Genomic DNA, 21,924 nt, shown 5'->3' on the forward strand with positions numbered 1-21,924 from the left:
GAAATGAGTTTTAATCGTAAAAGGCATTACGGGCCCTTCTCCAAACCCCGAAACTTCTTAAAATTCGAGAGAAAATTCGTTTTTTTCGAAGAACAGTGTTTATTTCGAACGTAACGACCGTTCTACAAAGTCTTATAGATAACGGCTAAAGCAGGGGCTTCGAAGGAGAAAAAAGCCTTTCCCTCTAAAAAGCCTGTTTTAAACAAGGATTAACTCTACAAAAACCGAGATGTTGGTATAATTCCATGAGGGAAATCAAAACCGTAACCGTTCTTGGCGCAAATGGGACAATGGGCGCCGGATCCGCAGCTATCGTGGCAGCTTTTGGTAAGGCAAAAGTCTATATGTTAGCCCGTGACGTTAACAAAGCTAAAGAAGGGATCGAAAAAGCTATTTCTTCCATCAAAACGGACACAATCCGTCCTAGATTAATTCCCGGTTCTTATGACCAAGACCTGGAAAAAGCTGTCTCCGAATCCGATTGGGTTTTCGAGCTTGTTGCAGAAAGTTATGAAGTAAAAGAACCGATCAACAAAAGGATCGCTAAGGCTCGTAAACCGGGCACGATCGTATCCACTGTTTCTTCCGGTCTTTCTATCGCTCGTTTAGCGGATGCTTTCGACGAAGACGGTAAAAAACATTATTACGGAACTCACTTCTTCAACCCTCCGTATAAAATGATCCTCTGCGAATTGGTAACTCATGCAGGAAACGATAAAAAAGTTACCAAAAAACTGGGAGAATACCTGGATAAAACTCTGGGACGCGCCGTCGTTTATACGAACGATACTCCGGCATTCGCAGGTAACAGGATCGGATTCCAGTTAATCAACGAAGCTGCTATCAAAGCGGAAGAATATTCCGACAAAGGTGGTATTGCACTTATCGACGCAATCATGAGCGGTTATACCGGAAGAGCAATGGCTCCTCTGGACACTGCGGACTTCGTCGGTCTGGATGTTCACAAGGCGATCGTAGACAACCTCTATGAGATGACTAAAGACGCTGCACATTCTACCTTCAAACTTCCCGATTATTTCCAGAAGTTGATCGATAAAGGCGACTTAGGAAGAAAGTCCGGACAGGGTCTTTATAAGATGACCAAAGCTCCTGACGGTAAAAAGGAAAAATTGTATTACGATATCAAAGGTGACCTGTATGTTCCGGTCCCTAAATTCGATATTCCTTTTATCAAAGAAGCGAACCGCAGGATCGGCGAAGCTGATTATATCGGCGCAATGAATATCGTAAAAGAAGCGAAAGGTTTGGAAGCGGACATTGCTCGTTACTTTATCGCTCGTTACGTAAGCTACTCTCTTTCTATCGTGGGAGAAGTTGTAGAAACCAAAGAAATGAGCGACCTTGCAATGGGAACCGGATTTAACTGGGCTCCTGCATCCGCATTCGTAGACTTCTTGGGCGGACCAAAAGAAGCAATCAGTCTAATCACTAAGGCTAAACTTCCTGTTCCGGATGTATTGGCAAAAGCGAAAGCGGGAAAACCTTTCTATCAACTGAAAGACGTTTTAGACGCTCGTTCTCTTTTTAAAGGATAATAAGGGAGGAAAGATTACATGAAAGATGCAGTTTACGTACTCGGCGGAGAACAAACAGACTTCCAACGTAACTGGACTAAAGAAGGAAAAACCTTCATGTCCTTGTTCAGGGAAGCCGTTCAAGACGGACTAGAAAAAGTTGGTCTTACTCCCGACGAAATCAAAAAGTTAAACAAACAAAATCGTATCGGTGTTTTCGTAGGAAACTTCGACGCGGAACAATATGCAGTCCAAGGACATCTGGGCGCTTTTTTAACTGAAGTTGATCCTTGTTTCTTCGGAGTTCCAGGCGCTCGTTACGAAGCAGCTTGTGCTTCCGGATCCGTCGCTTTAGATGCGGCTCAAACCAAACTTCGCTCCAAAGATTATGATGTAGCGATTGTTGTAGGTATGGAGATCATGAAGACTGTTTCTTCTTCCGTAGGGGGAGACTTCTTAGGAACCGCAGCATATTACGAAAAAGAAGCGAAGGGAGTCCAATTCCCATTCCCTAAACTTTTCGGAAAACTCGCAGACGTCCTTTTAGAGCGTTATAAGTTGGATGAAAAACGTTATATGGGCGCTCTTGCGGAAATTTCCAGAATTAATTACGCAAACGCAAAACGTAACCCTAAAGCTCAAACCCGTTCTTGGTTCATGAACAATGAACACGCAAACGCAAGAGGTGGAGAATTCAATATGGCAGTGGGTGGACGTCTTGCAATCACCGACTGTTCTCAAGTAACTGACGGCGCTGCGTTAGTGGTTCTTGCTAACAAAAATTATGCGGAAGAATTCGCTAAGAAAAAGGGAACTAAACTTTCCGCTTATCCTAAGATCAAAGGATGGGGACATAGAGTAGCTCCCATCACTTTCGAAGCGAAAGTTGCCGAATCCAAAGGAGATAAATGGGTTCTTCCTTGGACTCGCCAAACCGTGAAAGACGCATTCGATCGTTCCGGTCTGAACACTAAAGACATCGACGTTTTCGAAACTCATGACTGTTTCACTTCTTCCGAGTATGCAGCGATCTCCGCATTCGGGATCACTCAACCAGGAAAGGAACATGAAGCGATCGAAGACGGAGTGATCGACTTCCATGGTAAAAAACCGATCAACCCATCCGGTGGACTTATCGGAGCGGGACACCCTGTTGGTGCTTCCGGTGTGAGAATGATGTTAGACATCTACAAACAAGTTACCGGAACCGCAGGTGATTACCAAGTAGAAGGCGCGAAAAACGGACTGATGCTCAATATCGGCGGATCAGCAACCACCAATTACGTGTTCGTAGTCGGAAAATAAATTCTTTCTACAAAAAAAGAATGGAAAAGCCCGGTATTCCCGGGCTTTTCGTTTATATGGGTTTACGCACGGCAAAAGATTGGAATCAATTTTTACTCAGGTTCTTCGTAGCTCTAGGCTTCTGGGAAGTAGCTTCCGTTTCTCTTCGAACTCTTTTATTCTCCACTTTCTATTTTGATCCGAATCTAAAAAACTTCTTCGTTCCTATGTCGCAGGTCTTTTGGATCGGACCCATCGTAGCAGACATATTAGAAGTATTCTTCATTGGAATATTAATATCTCTCGTTAGACCGGCATTACCGTACGGGCTTATTGGCGGACTTCTTGCAGGGATCATTTTTTCCATTGCCGCTTTTGCCGCCCCTGCTCTAGCAATCTCTCAATTCACCGGCGCTTTTCCGGTAAAACTGGTTTGGCTTTGGGTATTCTATCAATCCGTTCTAAGCATATTATCTTGTTTCGTTTTTACGTTCTCAAGCGAAGAAGATTGACTGCACCCGGTTTCATTCCGAATTTTTAGAACTTCATTCCAAATCCAAAAACCTTGGGAGTAAATCCTAACCTGCCAGGGTCCAATCTTCAAAGAGAGATCCTCTTTTCAATAATTGTATGAAAACGATCCTTTGGGTTCTAATATCACTACTTTCTTTCGGGAGTCTTGCAGCAGACCCCAATGATCAAAGCGAGGTCCGCAATATTCCCCTCTATTCCTTGGATTTGGAAAGAAAAACATTATACCAAGAACTCGACCAAATCCCCGATGAAGATCTAGTGATTTTAAATTTCACCAGTTCCGATTGCCCTCCCTGCAAAGAAGAAATACCTAATTTATTGGAATATTCTAAAAAATGGAACGCTTCTCATCCAAAAAGAAAACTACATCTTTGGATCATTTTTGTAGGAGATGATCCAGGTTCCGTTTCCGAATTAGCGAACGAACTTGGTATCAAACGACAAACATCTTTATATTTTGACAGCCTTCAAACTAGCATGAGAATTTTAGAATTCCCAGGAACTCCGACCAGCATGGTGGTCCAAAAGAAAAAAATAATATTCAAAGAATACGGATACACTCGGGAAAACTGGTCCAAAATGATTTCCATTCTGGAAAACAAGAGGTAATCCTTTGGAAAACGATTCCGTAAAGCCTGGGCCCAAGTTAATAACGGCAAACACCATCGTGGATTCCAATCGGGAATCTTATCCTGTAGAAGTTCAAACGATCAGCTTCATTCTGAATCTTTGTAATGTTGGAATTCCAACAAAGAACGAATTTATTAAGTCCACCCTTATAAAAGTCGCTTGTATTTTTTTAATTTTCTTTCTCTCTGGTTCGGAACTTTTTTCGAAAGAAAATTCGGTCCGGAAGATCTATGTCCATAAACTGAAATTAGAAAACGGTGTGCCAAAATATCTAGAGAGTAGATTTAGGAACGGGATCATCAATTCCATATTAAAAAATTTTGAAGGAAAATTCAATATAGCCGACGATGATTCTTTGGCGGCACTTCTAAAACAAGTTGAGCTAAGCCAAAAATTGAACTGTAACGACGAGATCTGTATGAAACAGATCGCAGATGCGATCGATGCGGACGAACTGATCTCAGGTTCTATCTTTCTTTCAAATAAAGGGTATAAGATCAATCTAAGATCCCAAAAAAGGGATTCTGTGGCGCTCACTTATTCGATCAAAACTTCTTTCGATTTGGAGTTTCCCGAATACCAGATCGATTATTATTCCTCGGAAGCCGGTCGCAAACTGATCGATCCAAGATACGCAATCAACTTTGCAGCGGCGTTCCCTGGAATAGTAGAGAAGGTAGAATTCCCCAGCTTTAAGGTCCAAGATGATAAAACCGGAGAGATTAATGTTTTAAATTTCAAAATAGAGGACCAGAGCGCGAAAAATTTTATAGAAACGATCCGGCCTAAACTTTCCAAAGCGGACGACCTGGTAAAAGAAAAACTCTATGAGAAATCGATTTTGGAATACGGGGAAACCTTAAACGCCTTAGAACAAAGACTTTCGGACAGATCCAGATCGGAGATGTCCGACTATCTAAAAAATATCAGAGGCAAAATTTCAAATTCATATTTTCTAATATATAAGGATAAATTCTCAGAAATAGACTCATCCGCACAGAAAGGAGGAGAGATCTCTTTTTTAAAGAGATTAAGCGAAGAATATAAGCAGCTCAAAAAAGAATACATAACCAAAACACCTTCTTCTTTCCGATTGGCAGAATTTGAAAAAGCATTAGATGATCGGATCGAAAAACTGAATTTTCTGATCTTCGGTCTCCAAGAGAAGGAAGGGGACAGACTTTATGCGGACTTCGATTTTAGCGGCGCTATTTTAAATTATAAATCCGTTCGAAACGAGCTTATCAAATTAAGATCCGGGCCCGAATCCTCCGCATTAAAAGCAAGAGTGGAAAGAAAGATCCTCACTTCCGAAACTACCGGAAGATCGTATTTGCAAAGTAAACTTTCCGGATTGTACCAAAGTTTGGAAAAATCATTTTTAGCGGAAGCATTGGAATCGGACCCGGAACGCAAAAAAAATCATATCGAAAAAATTGGAGAAGGTTTCAGACAGATCCTGGAAATTTTAGCCAGATCCGAATTTGTTTCGGAAGAACAGATCAAATATTTCAATCATTTCCGGACAAAAGCAGCTCCTCAGGTTGGTAAAAATTTATTCGACCAGGGAACAGCGGACCTTCTTCTTCATGAAGGAATTGATAAAAAATCCAAAACACAGGTGGATACCTGCATCAAGTTAGGGGCAAATCCGAATTCTACTCATTCGGATTCGGGAAAAAACGCTGCCCAAAGATTAGCGGAAAGCGATATGATCCTGATCAGCTCGGACTCCTTAAAGATCGTAAGAAGTTCCCTCAAAACCGACGCTAGTTTGGATCCGGATTTTTTTGAATCAGTGCGCCAAAGAAAGATAGATGACATCAATCGATTCGTACTAAGAGGCTCCGATCCGAATACGAAAGATTATTTGGACAATACACCTTTGCACAAGTCAGCCGGTTTCGGATACTATGAAGTATCCGCCTTCCTTTTACAGATAGGAGCGGAATTGAATTCCAAAAACGGAGAAGGGGAAACTCCATTGCATAGAGCGGTTCTTCATGGTTTCTACGAGTTATGTGCATTGTTCTTAAGATCAGGTGCAGATCCGAGTGCGACGAGAAATGACGGAATGACCCCTTTACATTTGGCTGTCCAATTTCCCGAGATCACAAGATTACTTTTGCAGAGAGGATCGGATCTAAATTTAAAGAATGACGATGGATGGACACCTGTTCACAAGGCCGCGGAAAGTGGGCACCCTGAATCCTTAAAACTGTTGATCCAAGCAGGTGCAAGAGTAAACGAAAAAGATAATATCGGTTGGACACCGATGGACTGGGCGGTCCAAAAGAATCGGTACGAAAACCCGAATATAGTGAAGATCCTAAAAAAAGCAGGAGCGGAATGCCAAGTGAACTGTGTGGAGTAACCTGGCCCGATCTATAATATATTATGGTTTCCTAATTCGTAAAATTCTTCCGAACCGCATCCTTTGAAAGATTCCCTTCCTTGTCCGTTTTGATCAGAATCGGATCTATATAAATCGCAGGCTTTCCTTTTGTGTAAGCCACTATAATAAATCCGTCCGAAACGTTCAGGATTCGATAGGCTGAATACAATCTTTTCGTTTGTTTTTTCTCCCAAAGTTTCTTTCCTTCGGCGGAAAATTTCACCAAACGTAAAGGACCTTCTCCATCGGAGGAAAGAGCCATAAAATCTTTTTCCGGGGTTTCTATTATATCCGTTAAAAATCCGAGTCCTTCAATCTTTTGTATAGTTTCCCAGATTATTTCCCCGTTTTGATTCAATTTCATGAGCCAGGTCTGAGTGTTCCTAGAATTTAGAGTTACAGCACCTGCAAAAAGTAGATTCCCGTCTGAAACAGAAATGATCTTGGAAGCCCATTCCTCTATTCCCGGTTTTCCATATTGTTTTTTCCAAACAGGCTTTCCGTCCTCGTCAATTTTATGGAGGATCACATCCTTTTGGGATTCCTTTCCGGAATGGATGCTTGTATTCTCTGCAAGTAAAACTCCTCCATCAGAAAATCCTAAACTAGTTTCAGGAAAGTTCTTAAAATCCTTTAGGTATTTTACGAATTTAATATCTCCATCTTTAGAAAACCGAACAAAAAAATATGCAGTCTCTATAGTACTCGATATCGTGGTAGTATTTCCCTCTTTTGTTTCTTTTTCTAATCTATATTGAACGGAAACGATCGCTGTCCATTTGCCGTTCGAAAGTTCGTGTAGATGACAAACACTTACATCCGTTTCTCCACAAAAAGAATCACAAAAGTCTTTGGGCAAAAGATATTTGTCCCAAAGCAGTTTTCCATCGGCATCGTATTTCATAAATACAAGCTGTTTCTTTTCGACGGAACCCATGGTGCCCATTGTTACGAACCCGCCATCCGAAGTTTCATGAGAAAGTTTTGAAAGTACACTTTCATGATTCAAAACGAATTGGGTGTATCCGCCAAGGTCGATCGGTTTTCCCGTGAATAAGTATTTCCACCAAACAGGATTTCCGTTCCCGTCAATCTTGGTTGCCCAGGCATTGGAATATTTTCTTTTCTCCGCTAGGGCATGCGTATCGAGCCTACTACAATCGTTGGCGGATCCGATGATAACGGAGCCTCCGTCTTTTAACATAATAAAGTGACCTGGCAGATCTTCCGGACAATCCTTGGCAATCATGCCGTTGTATTGTTCTCCTCCGACTATCGTTTGCCAAAGGTTTGCAGTTTGAGACCATACGGGAAAAGAGAAGGAATAAATTAGAATAGTTAAGAAGGTTCGTTTCATTGGAAATTCCAAAAGGAAGCAAACGATGTTGAATTTTTATATTTTGTAAAGAATTTATTACCTCCGTGGGGATTCCTAGTTATCCCCAAAGTTATAAATCATTTAAACTTCGGGAATACTTTTGGATTGTTCTTCCGGACTTTTCCCGACATTCTTTTGAGATCTTTGATAGAAAGTTTAAAATGCACCGGGCTTGAATTTGCTCCAGAATATACGACCTTCTCCTTTTAACCTTTGCGAAAATCTACCGCTCACTACTCCGAAAATTTTTGTGTTCTGTTTTTCAAAGACCGCAGGTAAAAGGAAAAATTCAATCCGCTTTTTCAAATGTGGCTTTGAATATCTCCAAATCCTCTACCAAAATTTTACGGATCCAATCCGGGATCGGTATAGAGGATTTATTCCTATGATCGTAAGACACTTGGACCGTTTTTGCCTTAGTAAAAATTTCCTTGGTTTCCGTATGTCGTATTAAGGAAGTAAAATCCCATGACTTATTCCCGATTTTAGAAACGCAGGTCCAAACTTCTATCGGATGAAATAATTCGACTGCCTTAAGCATATCCACTTCCATTCTTGCGAGTAAGAATGGAACATCGTAGATATCTTTGGTATTGAATTTTTTGGAACAATAATCCACTCGTCCTATCTCAAAATAGGACATGTATCTGGCATTATTCACATGCGCGAAAGGATCCAAATCGTTCCATCTGGTTTGGATCGGAGTGATAATCATATTAGAATTGTTTTAAGAACCTCAGGTTCCCTGAATGTAGATAACGGATATCATGGATCCCGTATTTCATCATAACTAATCTGTCAAGTCCGAGTCCGAATGCAAATCCGGTCCACTCTTGAGGATCTAAACCGTTCAGTTTGAAAACGTTCGGATGTACTAAACCGCAAGGCATCAACTCCAACCAACCGGATTGTTTACATACGGAGCAACCGCTTCCTCCGCAGACCTGGCAGTTGATATCCAACTCGAATGCCGGCTCTACGAACGGGAAAAATCCGGGTCTTAGCCTGGTCTTTACTTCTTTCTCGAAAACTCTTGAAAGTAGGACTTCCATCGTATAGAGCATATTACCCGCGGAGATGTCCTTTCCTACCACCATACCTTCTATCTGATAGAAGGATGTTTCGTGAGAAGCGTCCACTTCTTCGTAACGGAATACACGTCCCGGTCCGATAATCTTGAAAGGTGGTTTCAATTTTCTTAATGCACGCACTTGGATCGCGGAAGTGTGAGTACGAAGAAGGTTTCCGTTTTCCAAATAAAAAGTATCCTGCATGTCTCGAGCAGGGTGATCGTCCGTAAAATTTAAGGCGCCGAAATTATTAAAGTCAGTTTCAACTTCCGGCCCGTCCCAGATCTCGAAACCCATCGAGGTAAATATGTCCTCGATCTCATATTGAATTTTCGTAATAGGATGTAATGTGCCGGGCTCTGTCTCTCCCAATGGACGAAGAACATCGAACCATTCTTTTTCGGACTGTTCTTTAAAACCTTTGGCCTTGAGATTTTCCCTGGTTTTGGAAACGATCTCTTCCAGACTTTTAGAAAGGTCATTCGCCTTTTGGCCGACGGTTTTTTTTTCTTCGATAGATAAGGACGCTAAGTTTTTGAGTACTGAGGTAAGTTTTCCTTTTTTACCCAAATACTCGTTCTTGTTTTTGTCCAGATCCGCTTCGTCGACGGAAGATCCGATCAAACGATTCGCTTCTTCAAAAATTTTGTCTAATTCTTCCGATAGATTCATTTTCTAGATCCGACCAATTCCTTCAAAGAAGGATAAATTCCGCCGAAAGCCCCATTGGACATCGCTAGGATCAGGATTTTATCCTTCTCGAATTGGGGAAGGATTTTCCGAACTTTCTGGACCAGATCCTTAGGGTCCTTGCAGTAAAAGGGAAGGGTCCCCGAATGTTTTGGAAGTTTCAGGATCAGCTTTTTTACATCCAATCTGCTGTCCTTGGAGACCTTTTTCAGATTATAAATTTCCGTAATCATGGTCACTGCAGAACCCTTAAATGCAAAAGAGTACTCCTTTTGGAAAACGTTTCTATGGGAAGTAGCGCTTCGGGGTTCGAATAAGCTGATAATTTTAAAACCAGGAAATCTCTGCTTTACGGAGCGGATCGTTTCTTCTACCGCAACGGGATGATGGGCAAAGTCCTCGATCAAGATACTTCTCGCAGACTCGAATAATATCTCCTGTCTACGTTTTACACCGGGGAAGGATTCCAAAGCATCCAGTAACTTTTCCTTTGCTTTTGGAATATTTTCTTTTTTTAATATTTCTTCGCAAACCCTGAGCGCGACTTCCGCGTTCCTATAATTATGGTTTCCGAAAAATCCAGGACGGAGAAGTCTTTCTCCGGAATATAATTCTCCCTTCTTCCAAATAAGAAAGGAATCCTTTTTATTAAATTCGAACGCTTCCGATTTTACGAATTTAGAAGCTTCTCCACAAATTCTTTTTAGATTTGAGGCGCCTGCCCAGTAATATACTTTTCCGTTTCCAGGCACGAGCCTCAACAATCTGGAGAACATTGTTTCGATCTCTCCGATATCCTTAAAAATATCTGCATGATCAAAATCTAATGCGTTCAAGACCGCATAGGTAGGTCTATAGTGTAAAAACTTGGAGGCCTTATCGAAGAATGCCGTATCGTATTCGTCTCCTTCGATCACAAAATAGTTTCCGTTCGTGAATTCGAAACCTGGAAATCCGTCCTTACGGATCCCGCCTACGAATAATCCGGGATTCAATCCTACTTCTTTCAATAAATGATGGATCAAAAATGTGGTTGTGGTTTTGCCGTGAGTTCCCGCAACTACCACCACTTTTTTTCCGGCGAGAATATATCTTTCTAAAGCGGCGGACATGGAAACATATTCCAATCCGGAATTTAGGACCTCTTCGACTTCAGGGTTTCCTCTGGAGATCGCGTTTCCGATTACGATTAGATCTTTGCCTTTAACTCTCTCCGCATCGAAACCTTCTGAATAAGGTATGCCCCACTCTTTTAATTTATCGGACATTGGAGGATATACTCCGGCATCGGAGCCGGAAACTTCGTGGCCTAGACTTCTCAGCATGGAAGCCAGGTTTCCCATTGCGATCCCGCCTATCCCTATCAGATGAATTTTCAATTTAATAAGGTCCTAATAATATTATAGATGAATACGAAAACCAAGGAAATACTTAATAGATACGCTGTCCCAAAAAGGAAGAATATTAGAATTTCTTTAGATTCTACTCCGCTCACTCTTTTCATTCCTATAAAGGAGAGATATACGGAATACAAAAAAGAAATCCCTATTAATCCCAAATTGATCGGACTCGGAAGGATCCAAAAGATAGAAGAAGCGGAGAAGGCTAAAAATGCAAGCGTCAGGACGTCGGCGGCGGGATAATTCTCCCCTTTTGTGCGATCCACTTTTCTATAAAACACTCGGACCACATCATACTGAGAAACTACTAGAAGTATAACAGGATAGATGATAAGAGAAGTGATCACTCCGGAGAACGGATTAAAATCCACTTCCTCTCCGAAGATCAGGTCCAAAACGATCTTGATCAGGTTCCCCGCAATTTTCGAAATCGGGGCAAGGAGCCAAAGCGCATAATGTAATCTTAATAGTTCCTTTCTACCCAAAGATGGATTTCTAAGATAAAGATCGAAAGCTTCCGTAGGGGCTCTGAAAATTTTATCCAATAGAGAAAGTTTGGACTTTTCTACTTCAGTGAGTTCCGAGTTCGGCGTGATCAAAAACATTATTTTTTCCGAGAGGTATTTCCAGGCTTTGTTTTAGCGGGTTTTACGATCGCTTTTGCGTTTTTGATCGCAGTCGCGGCAGCTTGAATTTGAGTAAATGCATTTGCCACTACATAAACCGGAGGTTCTTTAAAATTAGAATTTATAATTCGGATCACAGGAGTCAGTTTTTTATCTCCAATGCTGGTCTCTTTATGAAAACGATATACGATCTCGTTCCCGTCGGAAATCAAAACCTTTACACTAGCTAAAGAAAATTCGGACTTCTCGGCATCGGGAGCGAGTATATTTCCAATGCCAAAACCGGCGCCATTCTCATCATCAGGAAAAGTTTCCACCTTCAAACCTGTCATGTATCTGTATAGATCTTCGCCAAACTTAGGTTCCAGCAAAATGATCTCGCCGGAAAGCCTGCGCCAGAAATTTTTTTTAATACTATTCGATTCAAAAGGAGTATTATCGATTCGGATTGAAGTACCATTCTCATCTACATAAGAAATTTCTTTTACATATTCCTTATTTAGGGTCAAAATACTTTTTTGACGGAAGTCTTGAGGACCTTTTTGGAATCTATCGAATAAATAGGAAGAAGAGGTCAGTATATTTCGGATCGGCCCTTCATGCAAGATTACTCGAGTAGAACCTAAGGAATGTTTTTTTCCGATCCTTAAAGTTTTGGAAATATTGCCGGAATAAAAAACTAATTTAGGTGAATCTTCCCCTACTTGTAAGGATTCCTTGATCTGTACGCCTTCTAGAACTTCTTCGGTCCCTTTTACTCTATAAGTCCCGAAATCTCGGACGGTATTCTCCGAATTATAACCGCCTTCGTATTCTATTTCCTTTCCGGTTTCAGTGTCTTTGTTTAAGACAGTAAAAAATTTTTCTCCCTTTCGAATCCCTTCTTTCACGGAGATCGTAAAGGGTTTAGAATAAAATTTTTCTCCCGTCTTTTCTATCCATTGTTCACTAGGCGGATAATATTCGATCCGATCCAAAGAAAGTTTCCAATATTCTATCTCTGTCGTATCTTCCTTAGTTTTTTCCACAAGGAAGAAGGCCAAAAAGAGTAAAACGACAACGAGGCCGAGTAAATAAAGTTTATTACGCATTCTTCTGCCCGGCCTTTCTTCTTTTGATCACGTAGATGGAACCTAGACCCGCAATGAGTCCGGGAAATAAGAACATTCCCAAGATCCAAACTGCTCTTTTCTGCCCGTCCGTTAAGGAAACGGTTTCGATCTCTTCTTTTTTAGGAGGGATCGCGGGAAGACTAACGTCTTGGTACATCCAAGTGACGGAAGCTCCCGCAAGTTCGTAGTTCGCCTCGTAAGGAAGATATTGGTTCGTGATCCAGGAAGTTCCGGAATAGATCACGATCCGTCCTTCGTCTTCCGATTTTGTTTCCGGCAATATTGTGGGGGGTGAATTCGGATCCGCAGGCGGAATGACCGGAGTCGACGACTTGGTTTTTAATACCAAAGCGATCGGAAGATTTTTTTTCTCTTCTTCTTTCTCTTGTTTTCCGTTTCCATTCTTATCGAGATAAACATCTCCTCCGGTTTCCAATAGGATAGAAGCGTCTAACTTTATTTCTGCAGGATTAGCGGGAGGTTTTTGTTCGAAATATCCTCCATAAGGAAATACGATCCCGGTGTCTTTTTTAGATAGGGATTCTTCGATCGCATGATCTCTAAAAGCTTTGGTTAAGATCAAACCAGGAGCCCGACTTGGACTTTGGGAAAGATTGCCTTTTGCAAAAGAATATCCCGCGGCTTCTAAAAGCCAATCGAAACTTTCCCCGCCTCTTTGTTCGATCGTGATGAAAAGTTTTCCCTTCTTTTTAAAAACAAAATCCAAAATGGACGCCCTTGCTTCCGGGGAGAATGGAACAGTAGGTCCTGCAATTACCAGAAATTCCGCATCATCGGGGATCTTTGGAGGCCAATTATTTTGGAAACCGATCCCGGTGGATTTAAAATTCAAAAAAGATAATGAATCCGCAAAACGGACCACCTTTTCGTTCGGAAGATTTTGGAAAGTTTGGGAATATCTTTCCCCATTCGCTTCCGTAAAGTACACCTTTCTTTCTTTGGTGGTGACGTTCATAAAAGCCTGGACCAATCTTCTTTCCAGATCTTCCAGTTCGGATTTATCTTTCACTCCGACCTTTTGCTCGGGATACGGACCGGCAATAGAACCTGCTTTACGATAACGTATCAAAACGTTACCATTAGAAACCTGTCCGAATTCGGCAATTTCATCCAGTTCCACATCCGCATTGATAAACTTTACTTTGAATCCCGGATGAATAGAGACCAATTGGCTGAGTAAAATTTCCAGATCGGGACGAATTCTTTTTAGCGCGAGAGAAGAACTTCCATCCGCATTTCGAGCGGTGCTGTCCAGCGGGCGAGGATAAAAAGCGATTACGTCCACTTCTCCACCTTCCGGAATTTCTTTCAGGATCTTTTTGGCTTCGATGGAGAAGGAATGAACTCCCTTGGAGCTCAGATCGAAATTATGATTTCTCATTACGGAAATATAATTCGCTAATATTAGTATAAGAAGAAGTATCCCCGTCCCGAGAAAAAAGTCCCTGACAAGGCTTTGTTTTCTTCCTTTCAGACTGGATTGGTTTTCGAAGGAGCTTCTCTCCCATTCTCTTAATAATCCTAAGAATACGCTTCCCAATACGAATAATACCAAGAAGACCAAAAGGAATTCCCTTAAGTTTGAGATCCAAACCGGAGCAGTTCCCCCTTTTTGAAGAGAAAGATCTTCCAAATAGACTCTCAGGAAATAAATTCCCAAAGAAACAATGCCCAATCCGGAAGAGATGAGTAAGTTGATCTCCTTATCTTCTTTTTTGGAACTTAAATACGATAAAAATCCGGATCCAGCGATAATAGAAATTACAAGAATGGAAATCGCCCATCGGACTCCTGCGCTTGAAAAAGACTCATAAGCAGGGAAGAAGAGTAATAAAAATACGATGGAAGCCCAGGAAAGAATTCTAGACATTAAATTTGATCTCATCCTCTCCATCTCCTAGATTCTAAAACTTTTACTGTAAGATACAAAAAGAAGATCGTTCCACTGATAAAAAAAACGGTACTGCTCAAAGGGAGCACTCCTTTTGAAAAACTGATAAAGTGAGTAAATATATGCAAGTGAAACAAAACGCTACGAGTTGCGGCATCGAATAGATGGGAGAAGTAACCGATCACCCATAAAGTCAACAAGATCGCGATCGAGATCAAAAGAGAGATCATTTGGTTTTTTCCCAAACTAGATCCGAATAATCCGACTGCAAAGGTGAAGAGCCCGAGTAAAAAAACTCCGATCGTACCGGAAGCAACTATGTATAAAGGAGCTTTCCAAAAGAAATAGAGGAAAAGCGGAAAGAGACCATCCACTGCAACGGAGATGATCGCACATACAAACGTTCCGAATAAAAATTTACCTACTACGATCTCCAGATCGGAAATAGGAGCGGTAAATAGGAACTCCAACGTTCCTCTGTTTTTTTCTTCCGTTATAGAACCCATGGCAACGATCAGCATCGCAATCAACATTGTGCTCATAAAGGAGATAAAAGTAATGATTGTTGTTTCGGTATAATTCGTTCCTGAGTTAAAATTCAAGATCAAAACGAATAATGAATTTAAGAACGCTGTCCCACCCAAAACCAAGGGAGCCAAATAGGTGCCGAAAAATACCCTAACTTCTTTTAAGAAGATCCATTTAATATTTCGAAACATGAATTAAACCTTGTTCATAAAGATTTGTTCTAAGGTCACATCCTGCTTGCGGATAAATTCAGGCAGGATACCGGAGGAAGAGATCCCGGCATATAATTCTTCTTTAAACTTCCTTTCCGAGGAAGTGTTAATCAGAAAAGTAGAACCTACGGAATCTTCCCCTACGAATTTTAAGGTCGCGCCTGATCTGCTCGCGATCCCATTCAGGTAAACTTCCGTTTCCGATCTGGATTTCCCGGATAAGGTCACTTCGAGTCCGGAAAGATTTTCCATTTCTTTTTCCAGTTCCTGGCGGTCACATTGGTATACCAATCTTCCCTTATGCAAGAACAGGAATCGATTGCAGGTTTTGTAAACTTCCGGAAGGATATGGCTGGAAAGAAGAATGGTGTGTTTTTCCTTCAGGCCATGGATTAGATTACGGATTTCTACTATTTGTTTAGGGTCCAAGCCTGAGATAGGCTCATCCATAATGATAATTTCAGGATTTCCTAAAATAGCTTGAGCGATCCCGACTCTTTTTCTAAATCCTAAAGATAGAGTTTCGATCACTTTCTCTTTCACTTGAGTCAGATCAGTTAGGCCTAAAACTCGATCCAATTCCGAGGAAAGATCCGCCTCCGAGATCTGCTTGATCCTAGCGGCAAAGGTGAGATATTCCATCACGGTTAATTCCGGATAAAGAGGAGGAGTTTCCGGAAGATATCCTATCTTCTTCTTTACATCCAAAGGATGTTCAAACGTGTTAAGTCCGTTCAACTCGCATAATCCGTCGGTTGCCATCAGGTAACCGGTAAGTATTCGGATCGTAGTTGTTTTTCCTGCACCGTTAAGGCCAAGTAAGCCCACAATTTCTCCCTCTTTGAGTTCGAAATTCAAACGATCAATGGCTAATTTCTCTCCGTAAAATTTGGAAAGGTTCCTTACTTTTATCATATTGTTTTTTCTGTCCGGTCCTACCGGAGATTAGAAGATATTTCTAATTAGAAGGGTTTTGGAAAGAATAACCTCATGCGGACCCGACTAGGTCAATCATTTTCCCGGAGAAGGACGGAACCGCAAGGTTTTGAGAGATTTTAAGCGAACAATCGGATGTTTAATGGAACGGTCGTTCTTTACGAACGCTATTCAGAACGAAAAAGCTCTTTAAAAAAGAATTGCGAACCCAAGGCTGGAAAGAAAAGCATCTTCTAACGACTTATAACAAGGCATAATATGGCAGTAGCAAACTTTTTGAACGAAGCGAAAGCTCAAGGCAATAAACTTTTTTTGCAATTCGGAGGTCAGGGTTCTCCTTGGTTGAAGGAACTTTCTAAACTTTACGAAACGGATCCTTCTTTAAAAGAATTGTTTGATACAGCTTTCAAAGCACTATCTGAAGAAGTCCCCGGTCTAAACAAAAATATCATTTCCCAAGGGTATGATTTCGAATCCTGGATCAAAAACCCAGACTCCGCGCCTGACGAAAATTACCTCTGTAGTGCGCCGGTCTCCATCGTAGGTATCTTCCTAACACAAACCGCAAATTACGTCTCTTTAGTGAACAAAGGTTTTGCCACTTCCGAGTTGATCGCAAACGCAAGCGGCGCGACAGGTCATAGCCAAGGAATCGTTCCTGCAGTATTAGTCGCCTTAGGAAAAGAAGGCGCCGACTTCTACAAAGATTACTCTAAATTTTTAAAATTCATTCTATATTTAGGATATAGAGCTCAGGAACTTTACGGAGTTTATAATCCTTCTGAAGAAGTTCTAAAAGGTAACGAAGAGATCGGAGACAAACAACCGGCTCCAATGGTTGCAGTCATCGGTTACACGGCTGCTGAACTTTCCGAAAGAGTTCAAAAGGCAAATGCGGAACTTGGACTCAGCGGAACTAAAGCGATTTATGTTTCTCTATTTAATACTCCCGATTCTAATATCGTTTCCGGAACACCGGAAGCACTTCTTGCTTTCCGCAAAAAGTTCAAAGCGGAAATGGATGAGAAAAAAGTAAAATTCGTCTACTTGAGAACTACCGCTCCTTTTCATTGCCCTATCATGGAGGAGACTGAAAAAACCGTTCCACAAGATATGGAAAGGATCGGATTCAGCTACAAAGGTTCCGAGTTAAAGATCCCTGTTTATTCTATCTTCGACGGAAGAAATTACCAAAACGACGCGGATATCAGCCTACCTTTGTTCAGAGAAGTTCTGATCAAAGCTCTTTATTGGGACAAAGCGATTGCTACCTTCGTTAAGACTCCAAAGTTAGTCGGTATCGATTTTGGACCAAGTGTTGTTTCTCAAAAATTGACCCAAGCAAATTTGGGAACTTCCGAGAACAAAATTTACAGCGCTTCCAGTCCGAAAGATATCAAGGTACTTTTGGCTTAACTTTCCGATATCGGGAATTTTCCCGTCGGAAATGAAAAGACTCCGCCATGGATTCGGTTCCTAAATTACTAAGAACCTCGATTCGGCGGTTGTCTTTTCTTTTTCCTGAATCTCTACGACGAAAACTTCTATTCGATGTTCTGGCCCCCTATAGGGAAAAAGAACTCCCTCTATTAGGAAGAACCGCATTCCAAATAGGCCAGCATTGCGAATTACAGTTTTGGAAATTTCTAAAAGAACCTAACCTTGAGTTCGACATTTCCAATCAGTTCATTTCACCTAAACAAAAGTCTTTGCTCAAAGATATCGCGGGTAATCTTTTCCCGGATGCAAAACACGGTGGATATAAGGATCCTAAAACGAGATCATATTTAGATTCGAAACAACCCGTTAAAGGAGCATGCGTCAGAACGAAATTTTTCGATACAAGAGCCGACTTTCTGATTCCACAAGAAGAAGGTTGGCAGGCAATTATTATCAAAGCATCTTCTTCCGCCAAGAAGACGCATATTTCCGAACTTTCATTTATCAGAATGGTTTTGGAAGAAGCCGGATATAAGGTGACTTCTACTCAAGTATGGACGGTAAGTTCTGAATATACTTTTAACGGAGCGGAAATTGAACCGGATCGATTATTTCACAAAAAGGATTGTAGTAAAGAAACTTTAGCCAATCTGGAAGACACAAAGGAAAAAGCGTACAAACTCCTAGAAATATTAGAAAACGATAAAATTCCTTCCACTATCTTCTCCAAACATTGCAATCATCCCAGAAATTGTATCCATCCGAAATCCTGTTATTCGGATTCTCCCCCGGGAGATCTATTCACCTTGAGAGAGGGAAAAGAACTCACTCTTACTCTTTGGAATCAAGGTATAAGAAATCTATCCGAGGTAGAACCGGATTCCGAATTTACCCATCGCCAGAAGATCCAAGTAGAAGCAGTAAAGACCGGAAAAGAATATCTGGACCGAGACGCACTCTTATCGTATCTAAATCGATTGAAGTTTCCTATATATTGTTTGGATTTTGAGACGATTAATCCTCCCGTACCTGTTTATCCGAATACACATCCTTTCCAACATGTACCGTTCTTATATTCTTTACATATCCTTCGAAATGACCTGGAAGAAACGCCGGAAGAGTACATCTATCTGGACGATCATGATAATGATCCTCGGTTAGGGATCCTTGAATCTCTTGCCTCGCATATCAAGCCGGGAGGAACTATCCTAGCATTCAACGATAGTTTTGAAAAACGTTGCCTGAAAGAATCCGTCCAAGCTTATCCTAAATTTAAAGAATGGTTCCAGTCAATTGAGTCCGATTTTTCCGATCTAGCGAAACCGTTCTGGGATTATGATTATTATCACCCGGATCAAGAAGGAACCACGTCTTTGAAAGTGGTTCTTCCTGTACTAACGGGTGCCCATTACAAAGAACTCACAATTAATGCGGGTCATATCGCAAATTTCGAATTTTTAAGGGTCAAGACCGAGAACGTAACCGAGCAGGAAAAAAGAAGAGTGGAAGCCGATCTGATCGCTTATTGTAAGATGGATACCTATGCTTTAATTCTGATCCTGAGAGCATTCGCGGAGAAGTTAAACTGGCCCGGAAAATCTTAACAATTCCAGCCGGACCGAATCTTATGTAGGAATTCCAACGAAAATCGGACTTGTCGGGAGGGGTCCAGCGATTTCCCTATCCTTAGAATGGCGGCTCAAAAGAACATAAAGAAAATCGTATTAGCATATTCCGGCGGATTGGACACATCCGTAATTCTTACCTGGCTGAAGGAAACCTACGGTTGTGAAGTGGTAGCATTTACCGCAGACGTAGGCCAAAAAGAAGAGCTCACCGGCCTGGAAGAAAAAGGAATCAAAACCGGAGCCTCTAAAGTTTATATTGAAGACCTTCGTTTAGAATTCGCAAGGGACTTTATCTACCCCGCCATCCAAGGAAACGCGATCTATGAGATGAGATATCTGCTCGGAACTTCCTTAGCTCGTCCTTTGATCGCAAAAGCGATGGTAGAGGTCGGTAAAAAAGAAGGAGCAGATGCATTCGCCCACGGTGCAACCGGAAAAGGTAACGACCAAGTCCGTTTCGAGTTGGCTTTCAAATCCCTGGCTCCCGAAAAAGAAATTATAGCTCCTTGGAGAACCTGGTCCTTCGGAGGACGAGCAGACCTAATAGAATATGCGAAGTCCAAAGGTATCCCTGTGCCGGTTACTGCTTCCAAACCGTATTCTATGGATAGGAACCTAATGCACATCTCTTATGAAGGTGGAATATTAGAAGATCCTTATAGAGAACCAAATGAAGATATGTTCCTTCTTACGGTTTCCCCCGAGAAGGCGCCGGATTCCCCCGAGTATGTGGAACTCGACTTTGTTGAGGGAAATTGTGTAGCCGTTAACGGTAAAAAAATGGATCCGTACCAAGTAGTGGACACCCTTAATACGATCGGTGGAAAACACGGGATCGGAAGAGTGGACATCGTAGAGAACAGATTGGTAGGAATTAAATCCAGAGGAGTGTATGAAACCCCGGGTGGAACAATTTTATTCCATGCACATAGAGACCTGGAATCCATCACGATCGACAGAGACACACAACATCATAAAGATAAATTATCCGCAGAATTTGCGGAGCTGATCTATAACGGACATTGGTTCTCTTCCAGAATGGCTGCAGTGAGAGCGTTCATCTCCGAGACTCAAAGATTCGTAACCGGAACCGTAAAGGTGAAACTATATAAAGGAAACTGCATCATCGTAGGAAGAAAATCCTCGGTTTCACTTTACAATCCGGAAATGGCAACTTTTGAAAAAGAAGAATTGTACAACCAAAAGGATGCCGAAGGTTTTATCAACCTATACGGACTGCCGGCAAAAGAAGCGGCAAGGTTGCGTAAAAAATGACAAGAATTGCTGTTTATCCCGGCTCCTTCGATCCTTTAACGAGAGGGCATTTGGACATTCTCCAAAGGTCTGTAGGTCTATTCGATAAAGTGATCATAGGTGTCGCCGTAAACTCCAATAAAAGTCTTCTTTTTTCGATCGAAGAAAGAATAGAATTCATCCGAGAAGCGACCAAAGGTTGGGAAAATCTGGAAATAGACACTTTCGAAGGACTGACAGTGGACTATTGTAAAAAAAGAGGGGCTAAAAGTATCATCAGGGGATTAAGAGCGGTCACGGACTTCGATTATGAATATGCAATTTCCCTAATGAACAAAAAACTCGCCCCCGAAGTGGAAACCATCTTCCTAATGTCCTCGAACGACTATTCTTTCGTTTCCTCCACAATCGTAAAAGAAGTGGCAAGACACGGTAGGGACGTATCCGCTCAGGTCCCGGAACACGTTAGTAAAGCATTACTTAAAAAATTATACCACAAGTAACTAAGGAATAAAAATGGCTAGAACATTTATCATGATCAAACCCGACGGAGTAAAAAACAAACATGTCGGCGATATCCTACAAAGGATCGAAAAAGAAGGATTCAAAATTTTAGGACTAAAATACCTTAAACTTTCGCTGGAAGACGCAAAACAATTCTATAAAGTACATTCAGCTCGTCCTTTCTATAACGACCTTTGCAGCTATATGTCTTCCGGACCGATCGTTGCAGCCGCTTTAGAGAGAGACAATGCGGTCCAACATTGGAGAGACGTGATCGGAGCAACCGATCCTAAAGAAGCTGCTGCAGGAACGATCAGAGCCTTATTTGCGGAAAGTAAAGAAGCGAACGCAGTACATGGTTCCGATTCCGATGACAATGCTGCATTAGAGATCAGCTTCTTTTTCAAAGGGAACGAGCTGTTCTAATAAAGCAAATTTTTCCTTTTATAGACCCGGTGTCCCTAAAAAGACCACCGGGTTTTTTATTATTATCTTCTAATATAGTACAACCTAACATTCGTTCTATATAAAAGAACTTATTCGACCGACGTTCTTGTCGGAGAAAAAAATCCGGATTATAACGAATTTTTCTTGTACTTTTTGGAAATATCTTTCTCTATTTTTCCTACGTAGGCGAAATAAAACCACCGTTTCGACCGAAGCTAATAATATGAACGCAGCTACCAAAGAGCAGATCATCAAGCACAATCGTATCATAGAAAAATACAGAACAAAGGATACTTTGTTCGACAGCGCCCCGGATTGGATGGACGATGTTTTGGAAGTGATCTACTCCCAAGACGATTTTATCTCGGAAAAACCCGATATAGATCTGGATATAGAGTAATCTAATCCC

At 41.4% G+C, this 21,924-nt stretch carries 20 protein-coding genes; 11 read left to right on the forward strand and 9 right to left on the reverse strand.

Annotated features, from left to right (window positions below):
• The first annotated feature begins 245 nt into the window (after positions 1-245).
• From LEP1GSC192_RS07145 to LEP1GSC192_RS07165, 5 genes are all read left to right on the forward strand, one after another.
• Entirely contained in the window at positions 246-1,556 is a 1,311-nt protein-coding gene (locus LEP1GSC192_RS07145) for a 3-hydroxyacyl-CoA dehydrogenase family protein (RefSeq protein WP_020769275.1), read from the forward strand.
• A gap of 18 nt (positions 1,557-1,574) precedes the next feature.
• On the forward strand, positions 1,575-2,840 hold the full coding sequence (locus tag LEP1GSC192_RS07150; protein WP_020769382.1) for an acetyl-CoA acetyltransferase: 1,266 nt from the start codon (positions 1,575-1,577) through the stop codon (positions 2,838-2,840).
• 56 nt (positions 2,841-2,896) lie between these two features.
• On the forward strand, positions 2,897-3,331 hold the full coding sequence (locus LEP1GSC192_RS07155) for a hypothetical protein (RefSeq protein WP_036089320.1): 435 nt from the start codon (positions 2,897-2,899) through the stop codon (positions 3,329-3,331).
• A 118-nt stretch (positions 3,332-3,449) separates the two neighbouring features.
• Positions 3,450-3,962 (forward strand): thioredoxin-like domain-containing protein, encoded by a 513-nt coding sequence (locus LEP1GSC192_RS07160; protein ID WP_020769345.1) that lies wholly within the window; start codon positions 3,450-3,452, stop codon positions 3,960-3,962.
• Positions 3,963-3,966: 4 nt separating this feature from the next.
• Positions 3,967-6,357 (forward strand): ankyrin repeat domain-containing protein, encoded by a 2,391-nt coding sequence (locus LEP1GSC192_RS07165; protein WP_020769279.1) that lies wholly within the window; start codon positions 3,967-3,969, stop codon positions 6,355-6,357.
• Positions 6,358-6,388: 31 nt separating this feature from the next.
• Here LEP1GSC192_RS07165 and LEP1GSC192_RS07170 read toward each other — a convergent pair whose 3' ends face one another.
• From LEP1GSC192_RS07170 to LEP1GSC192_RS07210, 9 genes are all read right to left on the reverse strand, one after another.
• A complete protein-coding gene (locus LEP1GSC192_RS07170) occupies positions 6,389-7,735 on the reverse strand; it encodes a hypothetical protein (RefSeq protein WP_020769284.1) in 1,347 nt (448 codons plus the stop codon).
• 310 nt (positions 7,736-8,045) lie between these two features.
• Entirely contained in the window at positions 8,046-8,471 is a 426-nt protein-coding gene (locus tag LEP1GSC192_RS07175) for a thioesterase family protein (protein WP_020769002.1), read from the reverse strand.
• A gap of 1 nt (position 8,472) precedes the next feature.
• On the reverse strand, positions 8,473-9,498 hold the full coding sequence (gene pheS, locus LEP1GSC192_RS07180) for a phenylalanine--tRNA ligase subunit alpha (protein ID WP_020769132.1): 1,026 nt from the start codon (positions 9,496-9,498) through the stop codon (positions 8,473-8,475).
• Positions 9,495-10,895 (reverse strand): UDP-N-acetylmuramate--L-alanine ligase, encoded by a 1,401-nt coding sequence (murC, locus tag LEP1GSC192_RS07185; RefSeq protein ID WP_020769019.1) that lies wholly within the window; start codon positions 10,893-10,895, stop codon positions 9,495-9,497. The genes pheS and murC overlap by 4 nt, the downstream gene beginning before the upstream one ends.
• Positions 10,892-11,521: a hypothetical protein gene (locus LEP1GSC192_RS07190; RefSeq protein WP_020769270.1), complete on the reverse strand. Its 630-nt coding sequence runs from the start codon at positions 11,519-11,521 to the stop codon at positions 10,892-10,894. Before LEP1GSC192_RS07190 ends, murC begins: the two co-directional genes overlap by 4 nt.
• Positions 11,521-12,633 carry a DUF4340 domain-containing protein gene (locus tag LEP1GSC192_RS07195; RefSeq protein WP_020769262.1) on the reverse strand — a complete coding sequence of 371 codons (1,113 nt, stop codon included), beginning with the start codon at positions 12,631-12,633 and terminating at the stop codon, positions 11,521-11,523. The genes LEP1GSC192_RS07190 and LEP1GSC192_RS07195 overlap by 1 nt, the downstream gene beginning before the upstream one ends.
• Positions 12,626-14,560, reverse strand: coding sequence for a Gldg family protein (locus LEP1GSC192_RS07200; protein WP_020769381.1), 1,935 nt, complete (start codon positions 14,558-14,560; stop codon positions 12,626-12,628). The genes LEP1GSC192_RS07195 and LEP1GSC192_RS07200 overlap by 8 nt, the downstream gene beginning before the upstream one ends.
• Entirely contained in the window at positions 14,557-15,285 is a 729-nt protein-coding gene (locus LEP1GSC192_RS07205; RefSeq protein WP_020769135.1) for an ABC transporter permease, read from the reverse strand. Before LEP1GSC192_RS07205 ends, LEP1GSC192_RS07200 begins: the two co-directional genes overlap by 4 nt.
• A 3-nt stretch (positions 15,286-15,288) precedes the next feature.
• The gene (locus LEP1GSC192_RS07210) at positions 15,289-16,221 is read right to left on the reverse strand and encodes an ABC transporter ATP-binding protein (protein ID WP_020768989.1); all 933 of its coding nucleotides are present in this window, start codon (positions 16,219-16,221) and stop codon (positions 15,289-15,291) included.
• A 279-nt stretch (positions 16,222-16,500) separates the two neighbouring features.
• On the opposite strand from LEP1GSC192_RS07210, the gene LEP1GSC192_RS07215 reads away from it, so the two are divergent.
• The 6 genes from LEP1GSC192_RS07215 to LEP1GSC192_RS19925 all read left to right on the forward strand — a co-directional run bounded on the left by LEP1GSC192_RS07215 (position 16,501) and on the right by LEP1GSC192_RS19925 (position 21,915).
• A complete protein-coding gene (locus LEP1GSC192_RS07215; protein WP_020769394.1) occupies positions 16,501-17,658 on the forward strand; it encodes an ACP S-malonyltransferase in 1,158 nt (385 codons plus the stop codon).
• 47 nt (positions 17,659-17,705) lie between these two features.
• Entirely contained in the window at positions 17,706-19,286 is a 1,581-nt protein-coding gene (locus tag LEP1GSC192_RS07220; RefSeq protein ID WP_020769075.1) for a DUF2779 domain-containing protein, read from the forward strand.
• 87 nt (positions 19,287-19,373) lie between these two features.
• Positions 19,374-20,585, forward strand: coding sequence for an argininosuccinate synthase (locus tag LEP1GSC192_RS07225; protein ID WP_020769181.1), 1,212 nt, complete (start codon positions 19,374-19,376; stop codon positions 20,583-20,585).
• Positions 20,582-21,067, forward strand: coding sequence for a pantetheine-phosphate adenylyltransferase (coaD, locus tag LEP1GSC192_RS07230; RefSeq protein ID WP_020769314.1), 486 nt, complete (start codon positions 20,582-20,584; stop codon positions 21,065-21,067). The genes LEP1GSC192_RS07225 and coaD overlap by 4 nt, the downstream gene beginning before the upstream one ends.
• A gap of 13 nt (positions 21,068-21,080) precedes the next feature.
• The gene (locus LEP1GSC192_RS07235; protein WP_008593886.1) at positions 21,081-21,494 is read left to right on the forward strand and encodes a nucleoside-diphosphate kinase; all 414 of its coding nucleotides are present in this window, start codon (positions 21,081-21,083) and stop codon (positions 21,492-21,494) included.
• Between the two features lie 244 nt (positions 21,495-21,738).
• Positions 21,739-21,915 (forward strand): hypothetical protein, encoded by a 177-nt coding sequence (locus LEP1GSC192_RS19925; RefSeq protein WP_020769068.1) that lies wholly within the window; start codon positions 21,739-21,741, stop codon positions 21,913-21,915.
• The last annotated feature ends 9 nt before the right edge of the window (positions 21,916-21,924 follow it).

The sequence above is a fragment of the Leptospira sp. B5-022 genome (assembly GCF_000347035.1).
GTDB lineage: Bacteria > Spirochaetota > Leptospiria > Leptospirales > Leptospiraceae > Leptospira_B > Leptospira_B cinconiae.

Bases quoted from the DNA above. Each gene is read 5' to 3' on its own strand.
- LEP1GSC192_RS07195 (WP_020769262.1), bottom strand. From the start codon at position 12,633: ATGCGTAATAAACTTTATTTACTCGGCCTCGTTGTCGTTTTACTCTTT.
- LEP1GSC192_RS07145 (WP_020769275.1), top strand. From the start codon at position 246: ATGAGGGAAATCAAAACCGTAACCGTTCTTGGCGCAAATGGGACAATG.
- coaD (WP_020769314.1), top strand. From the start codon at position 20,582: ATGACAAGAATTGCTGTTTATCCCGGCTCCTTCGATCCTTTAACGAGA.
- LEP1GSC192_RS07215 (WP_020769394.1), top strand. From the start codon at position 16,501: ATGGCAGTAGCAAACTTTTTGAACGAAGCGAAAGCTCAAGGCAATAAA.
- LEP1GSC192_RS07225 (WP_020769181.1), top strand. From the start codon at position 19,374: ATGGCGGCTCAAAAGAACATAAAGAAAATCGTATTAGCATATTCCGGC.
- LEP1GSC192_RS07170 (WP_020769284.1), bottom strand. From the start codon at position 7,735: ATGAAACGAACCTTCTTAACTATTCTAATTTATTCCTTCTCTTTTCCC.
- LEP1GSC192_RS07210 (WP_020768989.1), bottom strand. From the start codon at position 16,221: ATGATAAAAGTAAGGAACCTTTCCAAATTTTACGGAGAGAAATTAGCC.
- LEP1GSC192_RS07235 (WP_008593886.1), top strand. From the start codon at position 21,081: ATGGCTAGAACATTTATCATGATCAAACCCGACGGAGTAAAAAACAAA.
- LEP1GSC192_RS07155 (WP_036089320.1), top strand. From the start codon at position 2,897: ATGGGTTTACGCACGGCAAAAGATTGGAATCAATTTTTACTCAGGTTC.
- LEP1GSC192_RS07220 (WP_020769075.1), top strand. From the start codon at position 17,706: ATGGATTCGGTTCCTAAATTACTAAGAACCTCGATTCGGCGGTTGTCT.
- LEP1GSC192_RS07150 (WP_020769382.1), top strand. From the start codon at position 1,575: ATGAAAGATGCAGTTTACGTACTCGGCGGAGAACAAACAGACTTCCAA.
- LEP1GSC192_RS07205 (WP_020769135.1), bottom strand. From the start codon at position 15,285: ATGTTTCGAAATATTAAATGGATCTTCTTAAAAGAAGTTAGGGTATTT.
- LEP1GSC192_RS07160 (WP_020769345.1), top strand. From the start codon at position 3,450: ATGAAAACGATCCTTTGGGTTCTAATATCACTACTTTCTTTCGGGAGT.
- LEP1GSC192_RS07200 (WP_020769381.1), bottom strand. From the start codon at position 14,560: ATGAGATCAAATTTAATGTCTAGAATTCTTTCCTGGGCTTCCATCGTA.
- pheS (WP_020769132.1), bottom strand. From the start codon at position 9,498: ATGAATCTATCGGAAGAATTAGACAAAATTTTTGAAGAAGCGAATCGT.
- LEP1GSC192_RS19925 (WP_020769068.1), top strand. From the start codon at position 21,739: ATGAACGCAGCTACCAAAGAGCAGATCATCAAGCACAATCGTATCATA.
- LEP1GSC192_RS07175 (WP_020769002.1), bottom strand. From the start codon at position 8,471: ATGATTATCACTCCGATCCAAACCAGATGGAACGATTTGGATCCTTTC.
- LEP1GSC192_RS07190 (WP_020769270.1), bottom strand. From the start codon at position 11,521: ATGTTTTTGATCACGCCGAACTCGGAACTCACTGAAGTAGAAAAGTCC.